This is a genomic window from Curvibacter cyanobacteriorum (assembly GCF_028649475.1).
GTDB classification, from domain to species: domain Bacteria; phylum Pseudomonadota; class Gammaproteobacteria; order Burkholderiales; family Burkholderiaceae_C; genus Curvibacter; species Curvibacter cyanobacteriorum.
On the sequence record NZ_JAQSIP010000004.1, the window covers coordinates 180,230 to 197,859 of the forward strand.

Annotated in this window: 14 protein-coding genes; 8 read left to right on the forward strand and 6 right to left on the reverse strand. The window is 68.1% G+C overall.

Annotation, left to right across the window (positions count from 1 at the left end; all coding sequences use genetic code 11):
• Positions 1-6 precede the first annotated feature (6 nt).
• Positions 7-1,989, forward strand: coding sequence for a lytic transglycosylase domain-containing protein (locus PSQ40_RS10385; protein WP_273951338.1), 1,983 nt, complete (start codon positions 7-9; stop codon positions 1,987-1,989).
• A gap of 132 nt (positions 1,990-2,121) precedes the next feature.
• Here the strand turns inward: PSQ40_RS10385 and PSQ40_RS10390 are convergent, their stop codons facing one another.
• Both PSQ40_RS10390 and PSQ40_RS10395 read right to left on the reverse strand, forming a co-directional pair.
• Complete coding sequence (locus PSQ40_RS10390; RefSeq protein ID WP_273951340.1) at positions 2,122-3,051, reverse strand: MBL fold metallo-hydrolase; 930 nt, start codon at positions 3,049-3,051, stop codon at positions 2,122-2,124.
• 24 nt (positions 3,052-3,075) lie between these two features.
• Complete coding sequence (locus PSQ40_RS10395) at positions 3,076-4,770, reverse strand: AMP-binding protein (RefSeq protein ID WP_273951736.1); 1,695 nt, start codon at positions 4,768-4,770, stop codon at positions 3,076-3,078.
• A gap of 157 nt (positions 4,771-4,927) precedes the next feature.
• Here PSQ40_RS10395 and PSQ40_RS10400 point away from each other — a divergent pair, with 157 nt between their 5' ends.
• A complete protein-coding gene (locus tag PSQ40_RS10400; protein WP_273951341.1) occupies positions 4,928-5,902 on the forward strand; it encodes an esterase/lipase family protein in 975 nt (324 codons plus the stop codon).
• Between the two features lie 3 nt (positions 5,903-5,905).
• Here the strand turns inward: PSQ40_RS10400 and phhA are convergent, their stop codons facing one another.
• Both phhA and hppD read right to left on the reverse strand, forming a co-directional pair.
• Entirely contained in the window at positions 5,906-6,793 is an 888-nt protein-coding gene (gene phhA / locus PSQ40_RS10405; protein WP_273951342.1) for a phenylalanine 4-monooxygenase, read from the reverse strand.
• A gap of 102 nt (positions 6,794-6,895) precedes the next feature.
• Positions 6,896-8,023 carry a 4-hydroxyphenylpyruvate dioxygenase gene (hppD, locus tag PSQ40_RS10410; RefSeq protein WP_273951343.1) on the reverse strand — a complete coding sequence of 376 codons (1,128 nt, stop codon included), beginning with the start codon at positions 8,021-8,023 and terminating at the stop codon, positions 6,896-6,898.
• Positions 8,024-8,141: 118 nt separating this feature from the next.
• Between hppD and PSQ40_RS10415 the strand changes: the two genes are divergently transcribed.
• The 4 genes from PSQ40_RS10415 (at position 8,142) to lnt (ending at position 12,063) form a co-directional block, all read left to right on the forward strand.
• Positions 8,142-8,615, forward strand: a complete 474-nt coding sequence (locus PSQ40_RS10415; RefSeq protein WP_273951344.1) for an Lrp/AsnC family transcriptional regulator — start codon at positions 8,142-8,144, stop codon at positions 8,613-8,615.
• A gap of 117 nt (positions 8,616-8,732) precedes the next feature.
• Positions 8,733-9,461, forward strand: a complete 729-nt coding sequence (locus PSQ40_RS10420) for a GNAT family N-acetyltransferase (protein WP_273951346.1) — start codon at positions 8,733-8,735, stop codon at positions 9,459-9,461.
• An 89-nt stretch (positions 9,462-9,550) separates the two neighbouring features.
• The gene (locus PSQ40_RS10425; protein WP_273951348.1) at positions 9,551-10,426 is read left to right on the forward strand and encodes an HlyC/CorC family transporter; all 876 of its coding nucleotides are present in this window, start codon (positions 9,551-9,553) and stop codon (positions 10,424-10,426) included.
• Positions 10,423-12,063, forward strand: a complete 1,641-nt coding sequence (gene lnt / locus PSQ40_RS10430; RefSeq protein WP_409338579.1) for an apolipoprotein N-acyltransferase — start codon at positions 10,423-10,425, stop codon at positions 12,061-12,063. Before PSQ40_RS10425 ends, lnt begins: the two co-directional genes overlap by 4 nt.
• 163 nt (positions 12,064-12,226) lie before the next feature.
• On the opposite strand, the gene PSQ40_RS10435 is transcribed toward lnt, so the two are convergent.
• Together PSQ40_RS10435 and PSQ40_RS10440 are read right to left on the reverse strand one after the other, a co-directional pair.
• On the reverse strand, positions 12,227-14,179 hold the full coding sequence (locus PSQ40_RS10435; RefSeq protein WP_273951349.1) for a serine protease: 1,953 nt from the start codon (positions 14,177-14,179) through the stop codon (positions 12,227-12,229).
• 130 nt (positions 14,180-14,309) lie between these two features.
• A complete protein-coding gene (locus PSQ40_RS10440; RefSeq protein ID WP_273951350.1) occupies positions 14,310-15,248 on the reverse strand; it encodes a LysR family transcriptional regulator in 939 nt (312 codons plus the stop codon).
• A gap of 176 nt (positions 15,249-15,424) precedes the next feature.
• Between PSQ40_RS10440 and PSQ40_RS10445 the strand changes: the two genes are divergently transcribed.
• Positions 15,425-16,495, forward strand: coding sequence for a type II asparaginase (locus PSQ40_RS10445; RefSeq protein ID WP_273951351.1), 1,071 nt, complete (start codon positions 15,425-15,427; stop codon positions 16,493-16,495).
• A gap of 228 nt (positions 16,496-16,723) precedes the next feature.
• Positions 16,724-17,629, forward strand: coding sequence for a glycine--tRNA ligase subunit alpha (gene glyQ / locus PSQ40_RS10450; protein WP_273951352.1), 906 nt, complete (start codon positions 16,724-16,726; stop codon positions 17,627-17,629).
• The last annotated feature ends 1 nt before the right edge of the window (position 17,630 follow it).

A 17,630-nucleotide genomic window follows, 5' to 3' on the forward strand; every position in this document is an offset into this window, starting at 1 on the left:
TCCCTCATGTATCTACAGAAGATTTTGACATCGGTTCTGACCTGCGTGGTCATGGGCTCTTTTTCGGGCCTGGCCAGCGCCCAGAACCGGGGCGACGATGTGTTGCTCGACATGAGCCAGGCCTTCCGCAAAGGCGACCGCAAAAAGCTCACCCAACTGCTGCCCCAGGCCCGGGGCCATGCGCTCGAACCCTGGGCCGCCTACTGGGAGCTGCGCGCCCGGCTCGGCGAGGCCAGCAGCGAGGACGTCGAGGCGTTTCTGGCCCGCTATGTGGGCACCTACCAGGAAGACCGCCTGCGCAACGACTGGTTGCTGCTGCTGGGTCAGCGCCGCGACTGGGCCGGGTTTGCGGCCCAGTACCCGTTCTACCGCATGGGCGATGACCGCGAGGTCAAGTGCTACGGCCTGCTGGTCGACTACCTCAAGGGCACGGCCTCGCCCCAGGTGGCCGACGAGGTGCGCCGCCTCTGGTACAGCCTGCGCGAAGCCGACGACGGCTGCACCCAGGCCGCGGGTCGCCTCTACGCCACCAAGCGCCTCAGCGCCACCGATGTGTGGCGCAAGGCCCGCCTCGCCACCGAAGCCAACCGCCCGCGCGCCGCGCGCAACGCCGTCGAGCTGGTGGCGCCCGATGCCATGGCTGAGCTGGCCCAGCTCAACGACAGCCCCGTGAAGTTCCTCGCCAAGCGGGTGGCCGCGCCCAGCCGGGTGCGCCAGGAGCTGGTGGTGCTGGCCCTGATCAAGATCGCTCAGACCGACCCCGACGCCGCGGCCAACCTGCTCGACACCCGCTGGGGCGTGCAGTTGCTGCCCGAGGAGCAGCACTGGGTGCTGGGCGTGATCGGCAAGCAACTGGCCATGAAGCTCGACAGCGACGCGATGCGCGTGCTGGCCAAGGTCAACCGCGACAGCGACCTCAACGACGACCTGCTGGGCTGGAAGGTCCGGGCCGCGATGCGGGCCGGCCAATGGCGCCAGGCGCTGAGCGCGCTGCGCGCGATGAGCGACGAGGCCAGCCGGGACCCGACCTGGGTCTACTGGCGGGCGCGGGCCCAACTGGCCCTGGCCCGCACGGAGGAGGCCCGCCAGGAGGCCTTGCAGCCACTGCAGTCGATGGCCGGCCCGCGCGGCTTCTATGAGCAACTCGCGCTCGAAGAACTGGGCCAGCGCATCACCTTGCCGCCGCGCCCGGTGCCCCTGTCGGCCGAAGAAAAAGACGCCGCGCGCCAGAACGCGGGCCTGAACCGCGCCCTCTACGCGATCGCCCTGGGCCTGCGCGCAGAAGGCAACCGCGAATGGAACTACACCACCAACCTGCACAGCCCCGGGGGCATGGGGGACCGCGAATTGCTGGCCGCCGCCGACTTCGCGTGCCAGCGCGAGGTCTGGGACCGCTGCATCAACACCAGCGAACGCACCCGCAGCATCGCCGACTACGAGCAGCGCTACCCCATGCCCTTCCGTGACCAGGTGCTGCGCCGCAGCCGCGACATCGGGCTCGACCCGGCCTATGTCTATGGCCTGATCCGCCAGGAAAGCCGCTTCATCATGGACGCCCGCTCCGGCGTGGGGGCGTCGGGCCTGATGCAGGTGATGCCGGCCACCGCGCGCTGGACCGCCAAGAAGATCGGCCTGACCAGCTTCACGCCCGACCAACTGTCCGATCGCGACACCAACATCGCGATTGGCACGGCCTACCTCAAGCTCGCGCTGGACGACTTTGGGGGCTCGATGCCGATGGCCGCGGCCGCCTACAACGCGGGGCCGGGCCGCCCACGCAACTGGCGCAACGGGCCGGTGCTGGACGCCGCGATCTGGGCCGAGAACATCCCGTTCCACGAGACCCGCGACTACGTCAAAAAGGTGCTCGCCAACACCACCGCCTACGCGGCGTTGATCACCGGCCAGCCCCAGTCGCTGAAAGCCCGGCTGGGCATGGTGGGCCCGCGCGACGAGCGCATCCCCGAGCCCAACGCCGACCTGCCCTGAGCGGCCGGCTGCGGCTGGCGTGGGGCGTCCCTTGGGTGCTCCGGTGCGCGAGGGGCCGGGTGAACGGGCCTGCGCAGCGCCGGGCCCCGGCCGACCGCCGGCGTGTCCTGGTGCACGCCGGGCAGGCCCGCCTCAGAGGTTGAGCAGGCGCTCACCGTCCAGCCGCGCGGCCCCGGAGGCCAGCAACTGGCCCACCAGGTCGCGCAGCCAGGCGCCGTCAGGGGCCTGGCCCTGGCGCTGCGCCGCCGTCACCATGTAGGGGGTGCGCTGCATCCACCGGGCGAGGTCGGGCAGGTCGATCTGCTGCCACTCGAGCAGCTTGAACTTGAGCAGCACCTTGGTCGCGTACTGCTGGTGCTTGTCGGGCTGGCGCTGAAAGCCGTCAAGGCGCCGACGTGCGACCTCGAGCGCGGCCGGGGCGTCGTGGAACACCGCCCCATGGCCCGGGATCACGGTGCGTGGCGCCAGCGACTCGATCAGGTCCAGCGTGGCCCCCACGGCGTCGAAGGCCGACTCGCCCTCCAGTTCAGGGAACACCACGCCAAAGCCGGTCTGCCACAGCGCGTCGGCCGAGATCAGGGTGCGCGTGGCGGGCTCGAAAAACACCACCGAATGCGGGTCATGACCCGGGGCGGCGTGCACCTGCCAGTCGGCCGCCCCCAGGCGCAGCGTCTGCCCGGGCTGCAACACGGCGTTGAAATGAAAGCGGGGGCAGTGTTGACCGGTGGCCTGGTAGCTGAGCCGGTCTTCGTCCCAGTGCCGCACCAGCTCGGCCTCGCCTGGCGGGATGGCCGTGTGCAAGCGCGGGTAGGCCGCCTGCAGCGCGGCATTGCCACCACAGTGGTCGCTGTGCAGGTGGGTGTTGAACAACTGGTCCAGCGGTTGCCCACCCAGCGCCTGGCCCACCAGGGCCAGGGTTTGGGCGCTGTGGCTGGCGTAGCCGCTGTCGATCAGGGCGCTGCCGTCGGGCCCGCGCAGCAGGATGTTGTTGGCTGACAGCCAGCCGCGCTCGAAGACGGTGACGCCGTCGGGCAGGGCAGGCCGTTCGGTGGAGGCCGACATGGGCGCTCGTTCGGGCTCGGGGCCTCAGTGGGCCGCCGCGCTGCTGCGCAGTTCACGGCGCAGGATCTTGCCCACATTGGTCTTGGGCAGGTCGGTGCGGAACTCGATGAACTTGGGCTGCTTGTAGCCGGTCAGGTTGTCGCGGCAGTAGCGCAGCACGTCGTCCTCGGTCAGGGCCGGGTCTTTGCGCACGATGAAGATCTTGATGGCCTCGCCCTGCTTGGCGTCGGGCACCCCGACGGCGGCGCATTCCAGCACGCCCGGGCACAGCGAGATCACTTGCTCCAGCTCGTTGGGGAAGACGTTGAAGCCGCTGACCAGGATCATGTCCTTCTTGCGGTCGATGATGCGGGTGTAGCCCTTTTCGTCCATCACGCCGATGTCGCCGGTGCGCATGAAGCCATCGGCGGTGAAGGCCTTGGCGTTCTCGGCGGGCTGCTGGTAGTAGCCGGTCATCACGTTCGGGCCCTTGATGCAGATCTCGCCCGACTGGCCTTGCGGCACGGTCTGGCCTGCGTCGTCCTTGATGGCGATGTCGATGCTGGGCAGCGGCAGGCCGATGGTGCCCGAGAAGCTGGTGCTGGTCACCGGGTTGTTGGTGCCGATCGCGCAGGTCTCGCTCATGCCCCAGCCTTCGACCATGGCCGAGCCGGTGGCCTCTTGCCAGGCCCGGGCCGTGCCCTCGGCCGCGGCCATGCCGCCCGCCTGGGACACGCACAGGTGCGAGAAATCCAGCGTTTTGAACTCGGGGTGCTGCAGCAGGGCGTTGAACAGCGTGTTGACCGCCGGCAGCATGTGGAAGGTGCGCTTCTTGAGCACCTGGATGAACTTGCCGATGTCGCGCGGGTTGGGGATCAGCGTCATGTGCGAGCCCTGGCGGATGGCCAGCATGCACAGGGTCAGCGCGAAGATGTGGTACAGCGGCAGCGCGGCGATGCTGTTGATCTTGGTGGGGTCGCCCACGCGCGCCAGCGCCGGGCGGAACCAGGCGTCGGCCTGCAAGGTGGCGGCCACGATGTTGCGGTGGGTCAGCACGGCGCCCTTGGACAGGCCGGTGGTGCCGCCGGTGTACTGCAGGAAGGCGATCGAGTCCAGCGTGTTGTTGGCGGCGCGCAGCGAGCGGCCGCGGCCTTGGGCCAAGGCCTTGCTGAACGGGGTGACGCTGCAGCGGTCGTTCTGCGGCAGTTGGTAGGCCGGCACCATCTTGACCAGGTGGCGCACGGCGAAGGTGACCCAGGCGCCTTTGAGGCCGCCGAGCAGGTCGCCCATCGAGGTGAGCACCACCTCCTTGACCTCGGTTTTGTCGATCACCGCCTGCAGGGTGTGGGCGAAGTTCTCGAGGATCACGATGGCGCTGGCGCCCGAGTCCTTGAGTTGGTGCTCGAGTTCACGCGCGGTGTAGAGCGGGTTGACGTTCACGCAGGTGTAGCCCGCGCGCAGCACGGCCGCCATGGTGACGGCGAACTGCGGGATGTTGGGCAGCATGATGGCCACACGGGCGCCGGGCTCGAGACCGCGCGACTGCAGCCACGCCCCCAGGGCGGTGGACAGGGCATCGAGCTCGCCATAGCTCATCCACACGTCCATGCAGACCGAAAACGGCTTGTCGGCGAATCGGCGGAAGGACTCCTCCAGCAATTGCGTCAGCGAGCCATATTGCTCGGGGTCGATCTCGGCGGGTACGGTGTCGGGGTAGTGCTTTAACCAGATGCGGTCCATGTCGGTCTCCTTATCGCGCGATTCTGGATGCAGCGCAGCAAATCCCTTCATCGGGCTTGTCCTAGGTTGAAGGGCTCCGGGGTCTCTCAGGCGACAGAATCGGCCGCGCTCGGGGATGCAGCGCGCGGGGCGGCGGCGCCGCCTGAGTCATGCCATCATGCAGCCTCGTGTGGCCAAGGAGGGGTCGATGATTGCCCAACTGCAACGGGGCCTGCTGGCCGTGATCTGGGGGCTCGCTGCCCTGGCCCTGTGGGGCCTGTGGTCGCGCTCGCCCGCGCTGGCCGTGGGCGTGGCCTGGGCGGTGCTCGCTCTCAATGCCGGCGTGCTGGGGCTGGAGTTCCTGCTGGCCGCCTGGCACAACCGCCGCGAGCCGGTGCCGCGCGCGGGGGCGCTGGTGCTGCTGCAGGCCTGGTGGGGCGAAGCCGTGGCCGCGACCCGCGTGTTTGGCCACTGGCAACCCTTTGCCGCCGGGGCCGTGCCCGACCAGGTGGCGCCAGGCCGCCACCCGGGCCTGCGGCCGGTGCTGCTGTTGCATGGCTATGTCTGCAACCGGGGCTTTTGGACCCCCTGGCTGCAGGCTTTCCGGGCCGAGGGGCGCCCCTTCATGGCCCTGACCCTGGAGCCTCCGTTTGCCAGCATCGACGCCCAGGCCGACGCCGTGGGCGCGGCCGTGCGGACGCTGACCGAGGCCACAGGTCGGGCGCCGGTGGTGCTGGCCCACAGCATGGGCGGCCTGGTGTTGCGCGCCTGGTGGCGGGCGCACAGCGCGCGCGGGCTGCCCGACGCAGTGCACCACGCCATCACGCTGGGCACCCCACACCACGGCACCTGGCTGGCGCGCTGGGCCCACACCGCCAATGTGCGCCAGATGCGCCTGGGCAGTGACTGGCTGCGTGCGCTGGCGCAAGGCGAACCCGCCGAGCGCGCGGCACGCTTCACCTGCGTTCACTCGAACACCGACAACGTGGTGTTCCCGGCGGGCACCGCGACGCTGGCGGGGGCGCGCAACGTGCTGGTGCGGGGCTTGGGCCATGTGGCGCTGGCCTGCGACGATCGGCTGCGCGCCGAAGTGATGGGCTGGATCGCCGCCACGGACGAGGCGCCGGCGCCAACCTCGCGCGCCGAGGCTTGAGGCTCAGGCCGCCAGGGCGGGAGCGCTGACCGGGGCGGGGGACGGCGGTGCGGTTTCGACCTCGTCGGCCGCCAACTCAGGCCAGCCGCGCAGGCGCTCGTACAGCGGCGTGAAGTCGCCTTCGGTGAGGTCGAACAGCTGCTGAAAGCTGTCGATCTCGAAGTAGGTCGCCTGGTAGGTGTCGATCTTGTAGCGCGTGCGCATGGTGCGCTCGAGCTGCAGCGGCAGGCGCTGCGGTTCGGGGCTTTGCACCGCATGGCGCAGTTCACCGCTCGAGCTCAGGATGCCCGCGCCATAGGCGCGCAGGCCGCCGTGCTGGCGGATCAGGCCGAACTCGATGGTGTACCAGTAGAGCCGGCTCAGCTGCTCGCAGGCGCCCAGCGCATGGGCCTTGAGCCCGCCTTGGCCGTAGCGCTGCACGTAGTCGGCAAACACCGGGTTGAACAGCAGCGGCACGTGGCCGAACAGGTCGTGGAACACATCGGGCTCGACGATGTAGTCGAACTCGGCCGGGCTGCGGATCCAGTCGGTGACGGGAAAGCGGCGCTGTGACAGCAGGGTGAAAAAAGGCACTTCCGGGATCAGGCCCGGCACCGTGACCAGCTGCCAGCCGGTGGCACGCATCAGGCGCTCGTTGACCTCGTCAAAGCGTGGGATGCGGTCCACCTCGTCGGGGTGCTGGCCCAGCGAGGGCAGGGCGGCGATGAACTCGTCGCAGGCCAGCCCGGGCAGCAGGGCGGCCTGGCGGCGGAACAGCCGGGCGTAGGTGTCGTGGTCCTGGGCCGTGTAGGCCGCGTAGTCCTGGGTGCAGGTGTAGTCGGCGCCGGCGCGCGAGTAGTCGCCGCGCGGGGGGCGGTCACTGGCGCCGTACACCACGGGTTCGATGGCCATGGCTTGTCTCCTGAAGGGTTGAAACCCCCGCGGCGAGCCGGGTCGGCTGGGGCGGGGGTGGTGCCGGCCCGCCCTTTCTGGGGGGCGGTGTCCGGCTGGGGCTTACAGCACGCCGCGGCGCATCTGGTCGAGCTCGATCGACTCGAACAAGGCCTTGAAGTTGCCGTTGCCAAAGCCGTCGTCGCCCTTGCGCTGGATGAACTCGAAGAAGATCGGGCCGAGCTGGTTTTCGCTGAAGATCTGCAGCAGCAGGGCGTCTTTCTTGCCGTCGATCAGGATCTTGCGCTCGTGCAGCGCGGCCAGGTCTTCGCCGTGGCCCGGGATGCGCTTGTCCACCAACTCGTAGTAGGTGTCGATGGTGTCGAGCAGGCGCACCTGGTTGGCGCGCAGACCGTCCACGGTGGCGTACAGGTTGTCCGAGCCCATGGCGATGTGCTGGATGCCTTCGCCGCGGTACATGTCCAGGTACTCCTGGATCTGGCCGGCCTTTTCCTTGCCTTCCTCGTTGATCGGGATGCGGATCTTGCCGCAGGGGCTGGTCATGGCCTTGCTCTTGACGCCGGTCACCTGGCCTTCGATGTCGAAGTACTTGACCTCGCGGAAGTTGAACAGGCGCTCATAGAAGTCGGCCCACTCGTTCATGCGGCCGCGGTGCACGTTGTGCGTCAGGTGGTCGATGTAGGTCAGACCGACGCCGCGCGGGGCCAGGGCTTCCTCGGTGCTCAGGCCCGGCAGGGGCTCGAAATCGACGTCAAAGAAGCCGATGTTGCCGATGGCGCCCGGGGCCCCGCCGTTCTTGCCGCGCCAGCGGTCCACCAGGTAGATCACGCTGTCGCCGATGCCCTTGATGGCCGGGATGTTCAGTTCGCCCGGGCCGGCGGTGCCGGCATAGCCCCAGGCGCCGAGGCCGATGGCGCGCTCGTAGGCGGCCTTGGCGTCTTGCACGCGGAAGGCGATCGCGCACACGCTGGGGCCGTGCAGGCGGGCAAAGCGCTGGGCGAACGAGTCGGGCTCGGCGTTGATGATGAAGTTGATCTCGCCCTGGCGGTACAGGGTCACTTGCTTGTGGCGGTGGCGGGCCACGGGGCGAAAGCCCATGCGCTCGAACACCAGGCCCATGGCCACGGGGTCGGGTGCAGCGAATTCGATGAACTCAAAGCCATCGGTGCCCATGGGGTTGTCCCAGGGCGTGAAGGGGGCGACGGCGGCGGTCGGCAGGGCGGCATTCATGGTCTTGTCTCCGGTGGGCAGGTTGGTGATTCGACTGTAGGGCGCCGCCCCAGCATTTTTTCTGCATTCTGTGGCGTTGATCTGGATCAGTTTGCAGGAAAAATGCAAAATCAAAGCCATGGAAGCACTCGACAAGCTAGATAAGCAAATATTGCGCAGCCTTCAGCAGGATGGCCGGGCCACCTACGACCAGATCGCCGACACCGTGGGCCTGTCACCCAGCGCGGTGCTGCGCCGCGTCAAGCGCCTCGAAGAGTCGGGCGTCATCGACCGCTATGTGGCCCTGGTCAAGCCCGAATCGGTGGGCCTGGGGCTGACGGCCTACCTCAATGTGCGGCTGGAAAAACTCACCGAGAGCCACAAGCGCAACCCCATGGACGTGTTCCGCGCCAGCGTGCAGACCTGGCCCGAGGTGGTGGAGTGCGCCTCCCTGACCGGTGAGATGGATTACCTGCTGCGCGTGGTGGTCGCCGACATGGCCCATTACAGCCGCTTCATCATGGACACCTTGCTCAAGCACCCCAGCGTGCAGGACTGCAAGACCAGCTTTGTGCTGGACCGCGTCAAGGCGACCACCGCCGTACCGCTCTGACCATGAGGTGCCCCGGGCATCCCGGGGCAGGGGATGGGGCACGCATTTCTCGGTACAAGTCAGGGGTTTGTGCAGATCGAATTTGCAATCTAGGTGAAAACCCTTATAGTTCGGGCCATGTTAGCTCCCTCCATCTGGTTCAAAGCATCTTGGCAGGCGGGTCGTGAATGGTTCCGACCGCGGGCCATCACGCGCTCGGCCCATGCCCGTGCCCCCGCGCCGGTGATGGTGCCCATCCGTTCCTTGGGCCCGGGTTACCGATCGCGCATTGCCGCCCACCTGATGGCGCTGGAGCCGCACGACCGCTACCTGCGCTTTGGCTACGCCGCCAGTGACGAGCAGGTGCAGCGCTATGTGGACCAACTGGACTTCGAGCGCGACGAGATCTTTGGCATCTACAACCGCCGCCTTGAGCTGATCGCCATGGCGCACCTGGCGTTCTCCAGTGACCCCAAGCTCGACAGCTGCGCCGAGTTCGGCGTGTCGGTGCTCAAGCAGGCGCGTGGCCGGGGCTACGGGGCCCGCCTGTTCGACCGCGCGGTCATGCACGCCCGCAACGATGGCGTGAGCCTGATGTTCATCCACGCCTTGAGCGAGAACACCGCGATGCTCAAGATCGCCCGCAACGCCGGGGCCACCGTGGAGCGCGACGGTTCGGAGTCCGAGGCCTACCTCAAGCTGCCGCCGCCCAACTTGGACACCCAGATGGCCGAGCTGTTTGAGCAGCAATACGCCGAGATCGACTACCGCCTCAAGGTGCAGGCCAAGCAGTTCTGGGACACCCTGGCCAGCCTGCAGGAGATCCGCAGCGGCGTGCGTGCCGGCCGCCATCAGTCGGCCCAGTGACGCGGGGCGGCGCCGGGTGGCTGCCGCCTGTCACATCAATCCGCTATCCTTGAGCCCTCTCCACTACCGCACGTTTTGCGCCCCAGGCTGTGTCCGACCCCCACCCCGCGCGACCTTCTGAGAAAGAAGACAAGCGCAGCTTTCTGCAAAAAGTAGCCGAGTTCATTCGGCCGGGCCCCGACTCCCGCGACGAGTTGCTGGAAACCCTCTCTGAAGCCGAAGACAACGACGTCATCGGCGCCGAGTCGCGTGTCATGCTCGAAGGCGTGATCCGCATGGCGGACATGACCGCCGGCGACGTCATGGTCGCCGCCCCGCGCATGGACCTGATCAACATCGACGCGCCCTACGACGAGCTGTTGAACCTGGTCATCGAGACCGCGCACTCGCGTTTTCCGGTCTACAGCGGCGAGCGTGAAAACATCATTGGCATCCTGCTGGCCAAAGACCTGCTCAAGCTGCAGCGGGCCCCCGAGCTCAACATCCGCGCGCTGCTGCGCCCCGCGGTGTTTGTGCCCGAGAGCAAGGGGTTGAACGACCTGCTGCGCGAGTTCCGCGGCAACCGCAACCACCAGGCCATCGTGATCGACGAGTTCGGCCGGGTGGCCGGGCTGATCACCATCGAGGACGTGCTCGAAGAGATCGTCGGCGAGATCGAGGACGAATTCGATGTCGCCGAGGACGAGGGCGACATCTTCGGCCTGGCCGACCACACCTACCGCGTCAGCGGCGACACCCCCATCGAGCGGGTGGCCGAGGCGTTTGGGGTCAGCATCACCAGCTCCGACCCCGAGGACGATTTCGACACCATTGGCGGCTTGATCGCGCACGAGATGGGCCATGTGCCCCGCCGTGGTGAAGCCCATGTGCTGGCCGGTCTGCGCTTTGCCGTGCTGCACACCAAAGGGGGGGCCGTGCGCTGGTTCAAGGTCTCTCCCGTGGTGGACGGCGCCGACGGCGCATGAGCGCCGGCGCTGCGCTACACGCTCCCGTGCGGCCAGGGCGCGGCCTGCTCTGGCGCGTCTGCTGGGCGGTGCCCGCGGGCCTGATGCAGGCTTTTTCGCTGGCCTGGCCGGCGGGCGGCAGCCCCTCGGGCACCCTGCAACTGCTGTCCCTGGCGTGGCTGGCGGGCTTGTTGGCAGGCGTTCAACGGCCCCGCCAGGGTCTGTGGCTGGGGGCCAGCTTCGCGCTGAGCTGGCTCGCAGGCACCTTCTGGTGGCTGTTCATTTCCATGCACACCTACGGCGGTCTGCCCGCGCCGCTCGCCGTTCTGGCGGTGCTGGGGCTGGCCGCCTTCCTCGGGGTCTATTACGCGGCGGCGGCGGCGCTGTACGTGCGCTGGCGCGAGCGCCTGCGCGGGGCCTGGTCGCGCAGCCTGCTGTTCGCCACCCTGTGGACCTTGGCCGAGCTGCTGCGGGGCCAGATGTTCACCGGTTTTCCGTGGGGGGCTGGCGGCTATGCCCAGGTGGATGGTCTGGCGCGCTGGCTGGCCCCCTGGGTGGGGGTGTATGGCGTGGGAGCGCTGGTGGCCTGGGCCGCGGCGGGCCTGGCCGAGGCCGTCAGCCTGCTGGGCGCTCGCAGGAAGACGCGCCAAGGGCGGCTGGCCCCCTGGGGCGGCTGTCTGGTGGGGGGGCTGGTCTGGGCTGCGCTGGCCCTGGTGCCGGCGCCTGAATGGTCGGCCTCGTCGGCCCCGCTGGCAGTGCGGCTGCTGCAGGGCAACATCCCCCAGGACGAAAAATTCCAGGCCGGCAGCGGCGTGCCCATGGCCCTCAAGTGGTACGGCGACCAGCTGATGGCCCATGACAGCGCGCTGGTGGTGGCCCCTGAGACGGCCTTGCCCCTGCTGCCCCAGCAGCTGCCGGCGGGCTACTGGGCGGACTTGCTGGCGCGTTATGGCGTCGCCGCCCAGGCCGATGGGGCTGGCGCGACCGCCCAGGCCGCGCTGCTCGGCATTCCGCTGGGCACCGCGGCCCAGGGCTACACCAACTCGGTGGTCGGCCTGAAGCCGGGTGAACGCTCGCTGTACCAGTACGACAAGCACCACCTGGTGCCTTTTGGTGAGTTCATCCCGCCGTTGTTCCACTGGTTTGTGGCGCTGATGGACATCCCCCTGGGCGACTTCAATGCGGGCGCGTTGGGTCAGGCCTCCATGGACTGGCAGGGCCAGCGGCTGGCGCCCAACATCTGCTACGAGGACTTGTTTGGCGAAGAACTGGGGCGCCGCTTCCTGGTGCCCGAGCAGGCGCCCACGGTGTTGGTGAACTTCAGCAACATCGGCTGGTTTGGCGACAGCGTGGCGATTGACCAGCATTTGCACATCTCCCGCTTGCGCGCGCTGGAGTTCGCCCGCCCCATGGTGCGCGCCACCAACACGGGCGCCACTGCGCTGATCGACCACCGGGGCCAGGTCCAGCAGCAATTGCCGCCGGTGACGCGGGGCGTCTTGCAAGGCACGGTGCAAGGCCGGGGGCTGAGCGCCGAGCAGGGCGGTTGGGGCATCACGCCCTATGCCTGGTGGGTCTCGCGCTGGGGCCTGTGGCCGCTGTGGGCGCTGGCTGGGCTGGTCCTGGCGGGCCTGTTGCGCCCCTCGGCCCGGCGCTGAACGAGGCCGCTCAAAGAGGCCGCTCAAAGAGGCGCTGAACGCGCTGCCGTCGGGCCCCGCGCCCCACCCATGACCAAGGGGCCCGTTCAGGGCCCCTTTGTTCTTGGGTCTGTGGCGCGGGCCAGACCCGGCTGACGCCGGCGGCCCTGCGCTGCGCCCACCTTCAAGGCGTGTTCCAGGCGTAGTAGCCGATGCCCTCGTAGCGGAAGCGCGGCAGGTTGCCGATCACCAGGTCCCGTTCGGTCGTGTCGGTGGTGAAGAAGTGCGCACCCGCGTTGGCGTTGTAGAAGCGGTACAGCGCGGTGTTGCCGCTGCCCGTGGCCGAGTTGGCGTACCAGCCCACGCCTTGGTAGCTCCAGCTCGGGTTCAGCTGGATCAGCAGGTCACGCTCGGTCTGGCTGATGGTGTAGAAGTAGGTGTTGCGTGTGGCGTTGTAGAAGCGATAGACCGGTTCCAGCGCCGAGGGGTTGCTGGTGTAGGCGTAGAAGCGGATGCCGTCGTAGCTCACGCCGGGCGGGTTGGCCGCCAGCATCGCGTCGCGTTCGCTCTGCGTGATGGTGTAGAAGTGCGAGTCGCTCACGCTGTTGTAGAAGCGGTAGACCGGGCTGCGGCTGACCGAGGCCACGTTGTCCAGCCACTTGTAAATGGCGGCCTGGTAGGCCAGGTCAAAGCGGCCGTAGACGTCGGTGCCTGTGGGGTTGCTGCAGTAGGACGAGCCGCCGGTGAGCACGCCCACCAGGTACTTGCCGCCGCTGCTGGTCTGGAACAAACCCGAACCGCTGCTGCCGCCTTCGGTCACGCCGCTGGTCCAGCCCACGGTGAGGTGCGAGCTGCTCGCGACGCTGCTGCTGCCACAGCTGACGTTGGACGATCCGGCGGTCAGGTTGCAGGTCGAGTAGCCGACCACCTGACCCAGGCTGACCTTTTGCAGGTCACCCGAGGGGTGGTGCACGCCGCCCATCGAGGTGCCCACGGCCGGCACCGAGGGCGACCAGCCGGCGTAGGTCACGCCAGCGGGCGGGGCGTTGTTGAGCTTGAGCAGGGTGGTGTCGGTGCTGCTGCTGGTGTAGAGCAGCGAGGCGCCGCCGACCACGGTGCGGCTCAGCCCGCTGAGCACGCCGCTGCCGCAGGCCGAGGCGCGGTAGAACCAAAAGGTTTGCAGCGTCGAGGCCGCGGCCTGGGTCGAGATGCAGTGGTTGGCCGACAGGAAGTACGGCGTCTGGCTGTTCGCGCGGTCGTTCAGCAGCGTGCCGGTGCACAGGTAGCTGGCGCCGGAGCTGGTGTCGGAGAACACCATGCGGGCCGTGCTGTTCGCGGTGGTGGCCCAGTCGGAGCGGCAGGCGACGTCGACTTCGCAGCTGCCCGAGTTGTTGATCTTCAGGCTCAGCTTGGCCGCGGTGGGCGACTGGAACAGGTGCGAGATCTGCGGCACGTTGATCTGCAGGCTGCTGGTGGCCACGCCGGCCGGCAGTTCGATCTCGAGGTTGATTTCTTCACCCTCGACATAGGGGCCGACGTAGGTGCGGCTGGCGCTGCTGCCCGGGGCTTCGATGGCGTTGGTGCTGAGGGTGTCCTTGATTTCCAGGCCGCTGATCTGCGTGGCCGTGGTCGCGCCCTGGCCATAGAAGCGCAGTTGTGCGCTGGGCGGGATGGCCGTCACGTCGAGCAGCAGGCGGGCCCCGGCGGCGCCGGTCGAGACAAACCGGATCGCGGTGATCTGGCCGCCGCTGGCGGTGGCGCTCCACTTCAGGCGTTGGCTGAAGTCGCTGGCCGAGCCCAGCTCGGTGACCTTGCGGCCAATGCCGATTTGCGGCACGTCGGTCAGGCTGCGTTCGCTGCTGGTGGCGACCTTGGCGATGTCGGCCGTGGCGCTGGCCAGCACCAGCTTGGCACTGGGCTGAGGCGACTGGCTGCCCAGGGTGTAGCTGTGCTTGTCTTCGGCGCCGGCCTTGGTCACCTCCGGGGTGTAGGACTCCACGCTGGTGCTCAGGGGCCCGCTGGCGACGGCGCTGCGTGTGGTACTGGCCACATCGCCACTGCCCGTGCTGCCCCCGCAGGCGCTCAAGAGTGCGGCCAAGCCCAGGGCCAGACCTTGGACAAACCGGTTTGTTTTCATACCCATTCCCTCTGAAATTGGACTGCTGCGGACCGTCTGGCCCGCTGGGATGGCCATTCGAGGCCCCATTGGGTGAGGATTTTGCTCTGCCCAGCGCGCCGCGACCAGCCCCTGGCGCCGATTTAGGGCCTCAGATCGGGTTGAGCGGGGCCTGCCGTGTCTTGTTTTCCACAGACAAGGCCTGGTGCAACAGGGCAGGCATCAGGCCCAGCATGCGCTGGGCCTGGTGGCCCGGCGGGTTGGCGCTGGCGTGGTAGCTGTACAGCGACATGGGGGGCAGTTCGTGCAGCTCCAGCGTGAGCAGGGTGGCCGGGTCCAGGTGGCGCGCGGTCAGGAAGTCCACCACCGTCCAGCCCATGCCGCGGCGCACCAGCTCCAGCGCCAGGCGCGAGGTCTGCACCTGGATGCCGGGCCCGGCCGCCGCTTGCAGGCGCTGGGCCAGCTCGTCGATGGCCTGGCGCATCGGGTCGTCACCGACCAGCCGGATCACGGGGATGTGCGCCAGCCGGGCGTGGGGGCGCGGCTCGGGGCTGGGGGGGCAGCGGTCCCACAGGGCGCGCGTCACGGCCAGGAACAGGCGACCGCTGATCAGCAGGTCGCTGCTGATCTGCGGGTGCGGGTGGGGGTAGTAGCCCAGGCAGAAGTCCACGCTGTGCGTCAGCAGGGCCTGGGCCATCTGGTCCTGGTTCAGGGTGCGCACCTCGATGCCCACCTGCGGGTGGCGCTGGGCGTGCAGTTGCAGCACCTCGGGCAGGAACTCGTGGGTGATGGCCGGGATGGCGGCCAAACGCACCAGGCCGCTGTCGCTGCGCCCCAGGTTGCGCGCGGTGCGGCGCAAGCCGTCGAGCTGCCGGTGGATGCTGGCCGACTCCATGGCCAGCAGGCGGGCCTCGGGGGTGGGGCTCAGACCGCTGGGGCTGCGGGTGAACAGGCGGTAGCCCAGTTGCAGTTCGGTGTGCGCCACCGCCTTGCTGACCGCCGACGGGGTGATGCACAGCAAGCGGGCTGCGGCACTCATGTTGCCGGTCTGCAGCACGGCTTGGAAGACTTCGAGTTGACGCAGGTTCATGGCAGGCGCAAGGGCAGGAAGGGGAGGGGTGTGAATTTAACTCACACCCTCAGGTTGATATTTCGCAGCTTGATTTCAGCCCTTCCTCATAGCATGGCGCACCTCGTGCAGGTGCCCGAGTCGTGAATCCGGGGTGTGTGCCGGTTTCACACCCCCTCAACTACAGGAAGTTCAAGATGTTGAATCGTTTCGGATGGAAAAACGGCCTCGCGGCCCTCTTGCTGTCGGCGCTGTCCAGCGTGGCCCTGGCCCAGGCGGCCAAGCCCCATGTGGTGGTCTTGGCCACGGGTGGCACCATCGCGGGTGCGGGCGCTTCGGCGGCCAACAGCGCCACCTACTCGGCGGCCAAGGTGCCGGTCGACAAGCTGCTGGCCGGTCTGCCCGAGCTGGGCCAGGTGGCCCGCGTGAGCGGTGAACAGGTGTTCCAGATCGCCTCGGAAAGCTTCACCAACGAGCACCTGCTGACCCTGGCCCGCCGCGTTTCGGCCCTGAGCAAGCAAGCCGACGTGAACGGCATCGTGATCACCCACGGCACCGACACCCTCGAAGAAACCGCTTACTTCCTGAACCTGGTGGTGCGCACCACCAAGCCGATCGTGGTGGTGGGCTCCATGCGCCCCGGCACGGCCCTGTCGGCTGACGGTGCCCTGAACCTGTACGACGCGGTCAGCGTGGCCGCCAGCCAGGACGCCGCCGGCAAGGGCGTGCTGGTCACCCTGAACGACGAGATCCAGAGCGGTCGCGACGTCAGCAAGACCGTCAACATCAAGACCGAAGCCTTCAAGAGCCAATGGGGCCCGCTGGGCATGGTGGTCGAAGGCCGCAATTACTGGTTCCGTGCCCCGGTCAAGCGCCACACCAGCGCGTCTGAGTTCAACATCGACGAGATCCAGAGCCTGCCCGCTGTCGACATCGTCTACGGCTACGGCAACATGAACACCACCGGCATCGACGCTTACGGCAAGGCCGGCGTCAAGGCGCTGATCCACGCCGGCACCGGCAACGGTTCGGTGGCCGCTCAAGCCGTGCCCGCCCTGCGCGCCCTGCGTGCCAACGGTGTGCAAGTGATCCGTGGCGCCCGCGTGCCCGACGGCTTCGTGCTGCGCAACGCCGAGCAACCCGACGACCAGTACGACTGGGTGGTGGCCCACGACCTGCGCCCGCAAAAGGCCCGCATCCTGGCCATGGTGGCCCTGACCAAGCCCCAGGACGCCAAGTCGCTGCAGCGCATCTTCTGGGAATATTGATCCCCTGAGACCCCGTCGCCGCCCTGCTCCGGGGCGGGGCGCGTCCACAGGCCGGCCCGCTGAACAGCGGCCGGCCTTTTTCATTTTGGGCCCGCCCCGGTGCGCGGCGGCGCCAGCGAGCCCACCGGGCCGTAAAATCAGGGGTTTGCATGCGCGACTGGCTTGTCCCGGGCGCGAGCGCCTCATTCACCTCTTTGCCCAGGCCCTGTTTCCGCAGGGCCCACCGTCATGTTGACCTTTCAGCAAATCATTCTGAAGTTGCAGTCCTACTGGGACGCCCAGGGCTGCGCGTTGTTGCAGCCCTATGACATGGAAGTCGGGGCAGGCACCTCGCACACCGCCACTTTCCTGCGCGCCCTGGGCCCGGAGCCCTGGAAGGCCGCCTATGTGCAGCCCAGCCGCCGCCCCAAGGACGGCCGCTACGGCGAGAACCCCAACCGCCTGCAGCACTACTACCAATACCAGGTGGTGCTCAAGCCCGCGCCCAGCAACATCCTGGAGCTGTACCTCGGCAGCCTCGAAGCCCTGGGCTTTGACCTCAAGAAGAACGACATCCGCTTTGTCGAAGACGACTGGGAAAACCCCACGCTCGGCGCCTGGGGCCTGGGCTGGGAAGTCTGGCTCAACGGCATGGAAGTGACCCAGTTCACCTACTTCCAGCAGGTCGGCGGCATTGACTGCAAACCCATCACCGGCGAGATCACCTACGGCCTCGAGCGCCTGGCCATGTACCTGCAAGGGGTGGACAACGTCTACAACCTCAAGTGGACCGACACGCTGAGCTACGGCGACGTGTACCACCAAAACGAGGTCGAGCAGTCGACCTACAACTTCGAGCACAGTGACGCCGACTTCCTGTTCACCGCCTTCAGCGCGCATGAAAAGCAGGCCAAGTACCTGATCGAGCAGCAACTCGCCCTGCCGGCCTACGAGCAGGTGCTCAAGGCTGCCCACACCTTCAACCTGCTGGACGCCCGTGGTGCCATCTCGGTGACCGAGCGCGCCGCCTACATCGGCCGCATCCGCAACCTGGCCCGCTCGGTGGCCCAGGCCTACTACGAGAGCCGCGAACGCCTGGGCTTCCCCATGGCCCCGCGCGAGTGGGTCGAACAGATGACGAAGAAGGCCGCCTGAG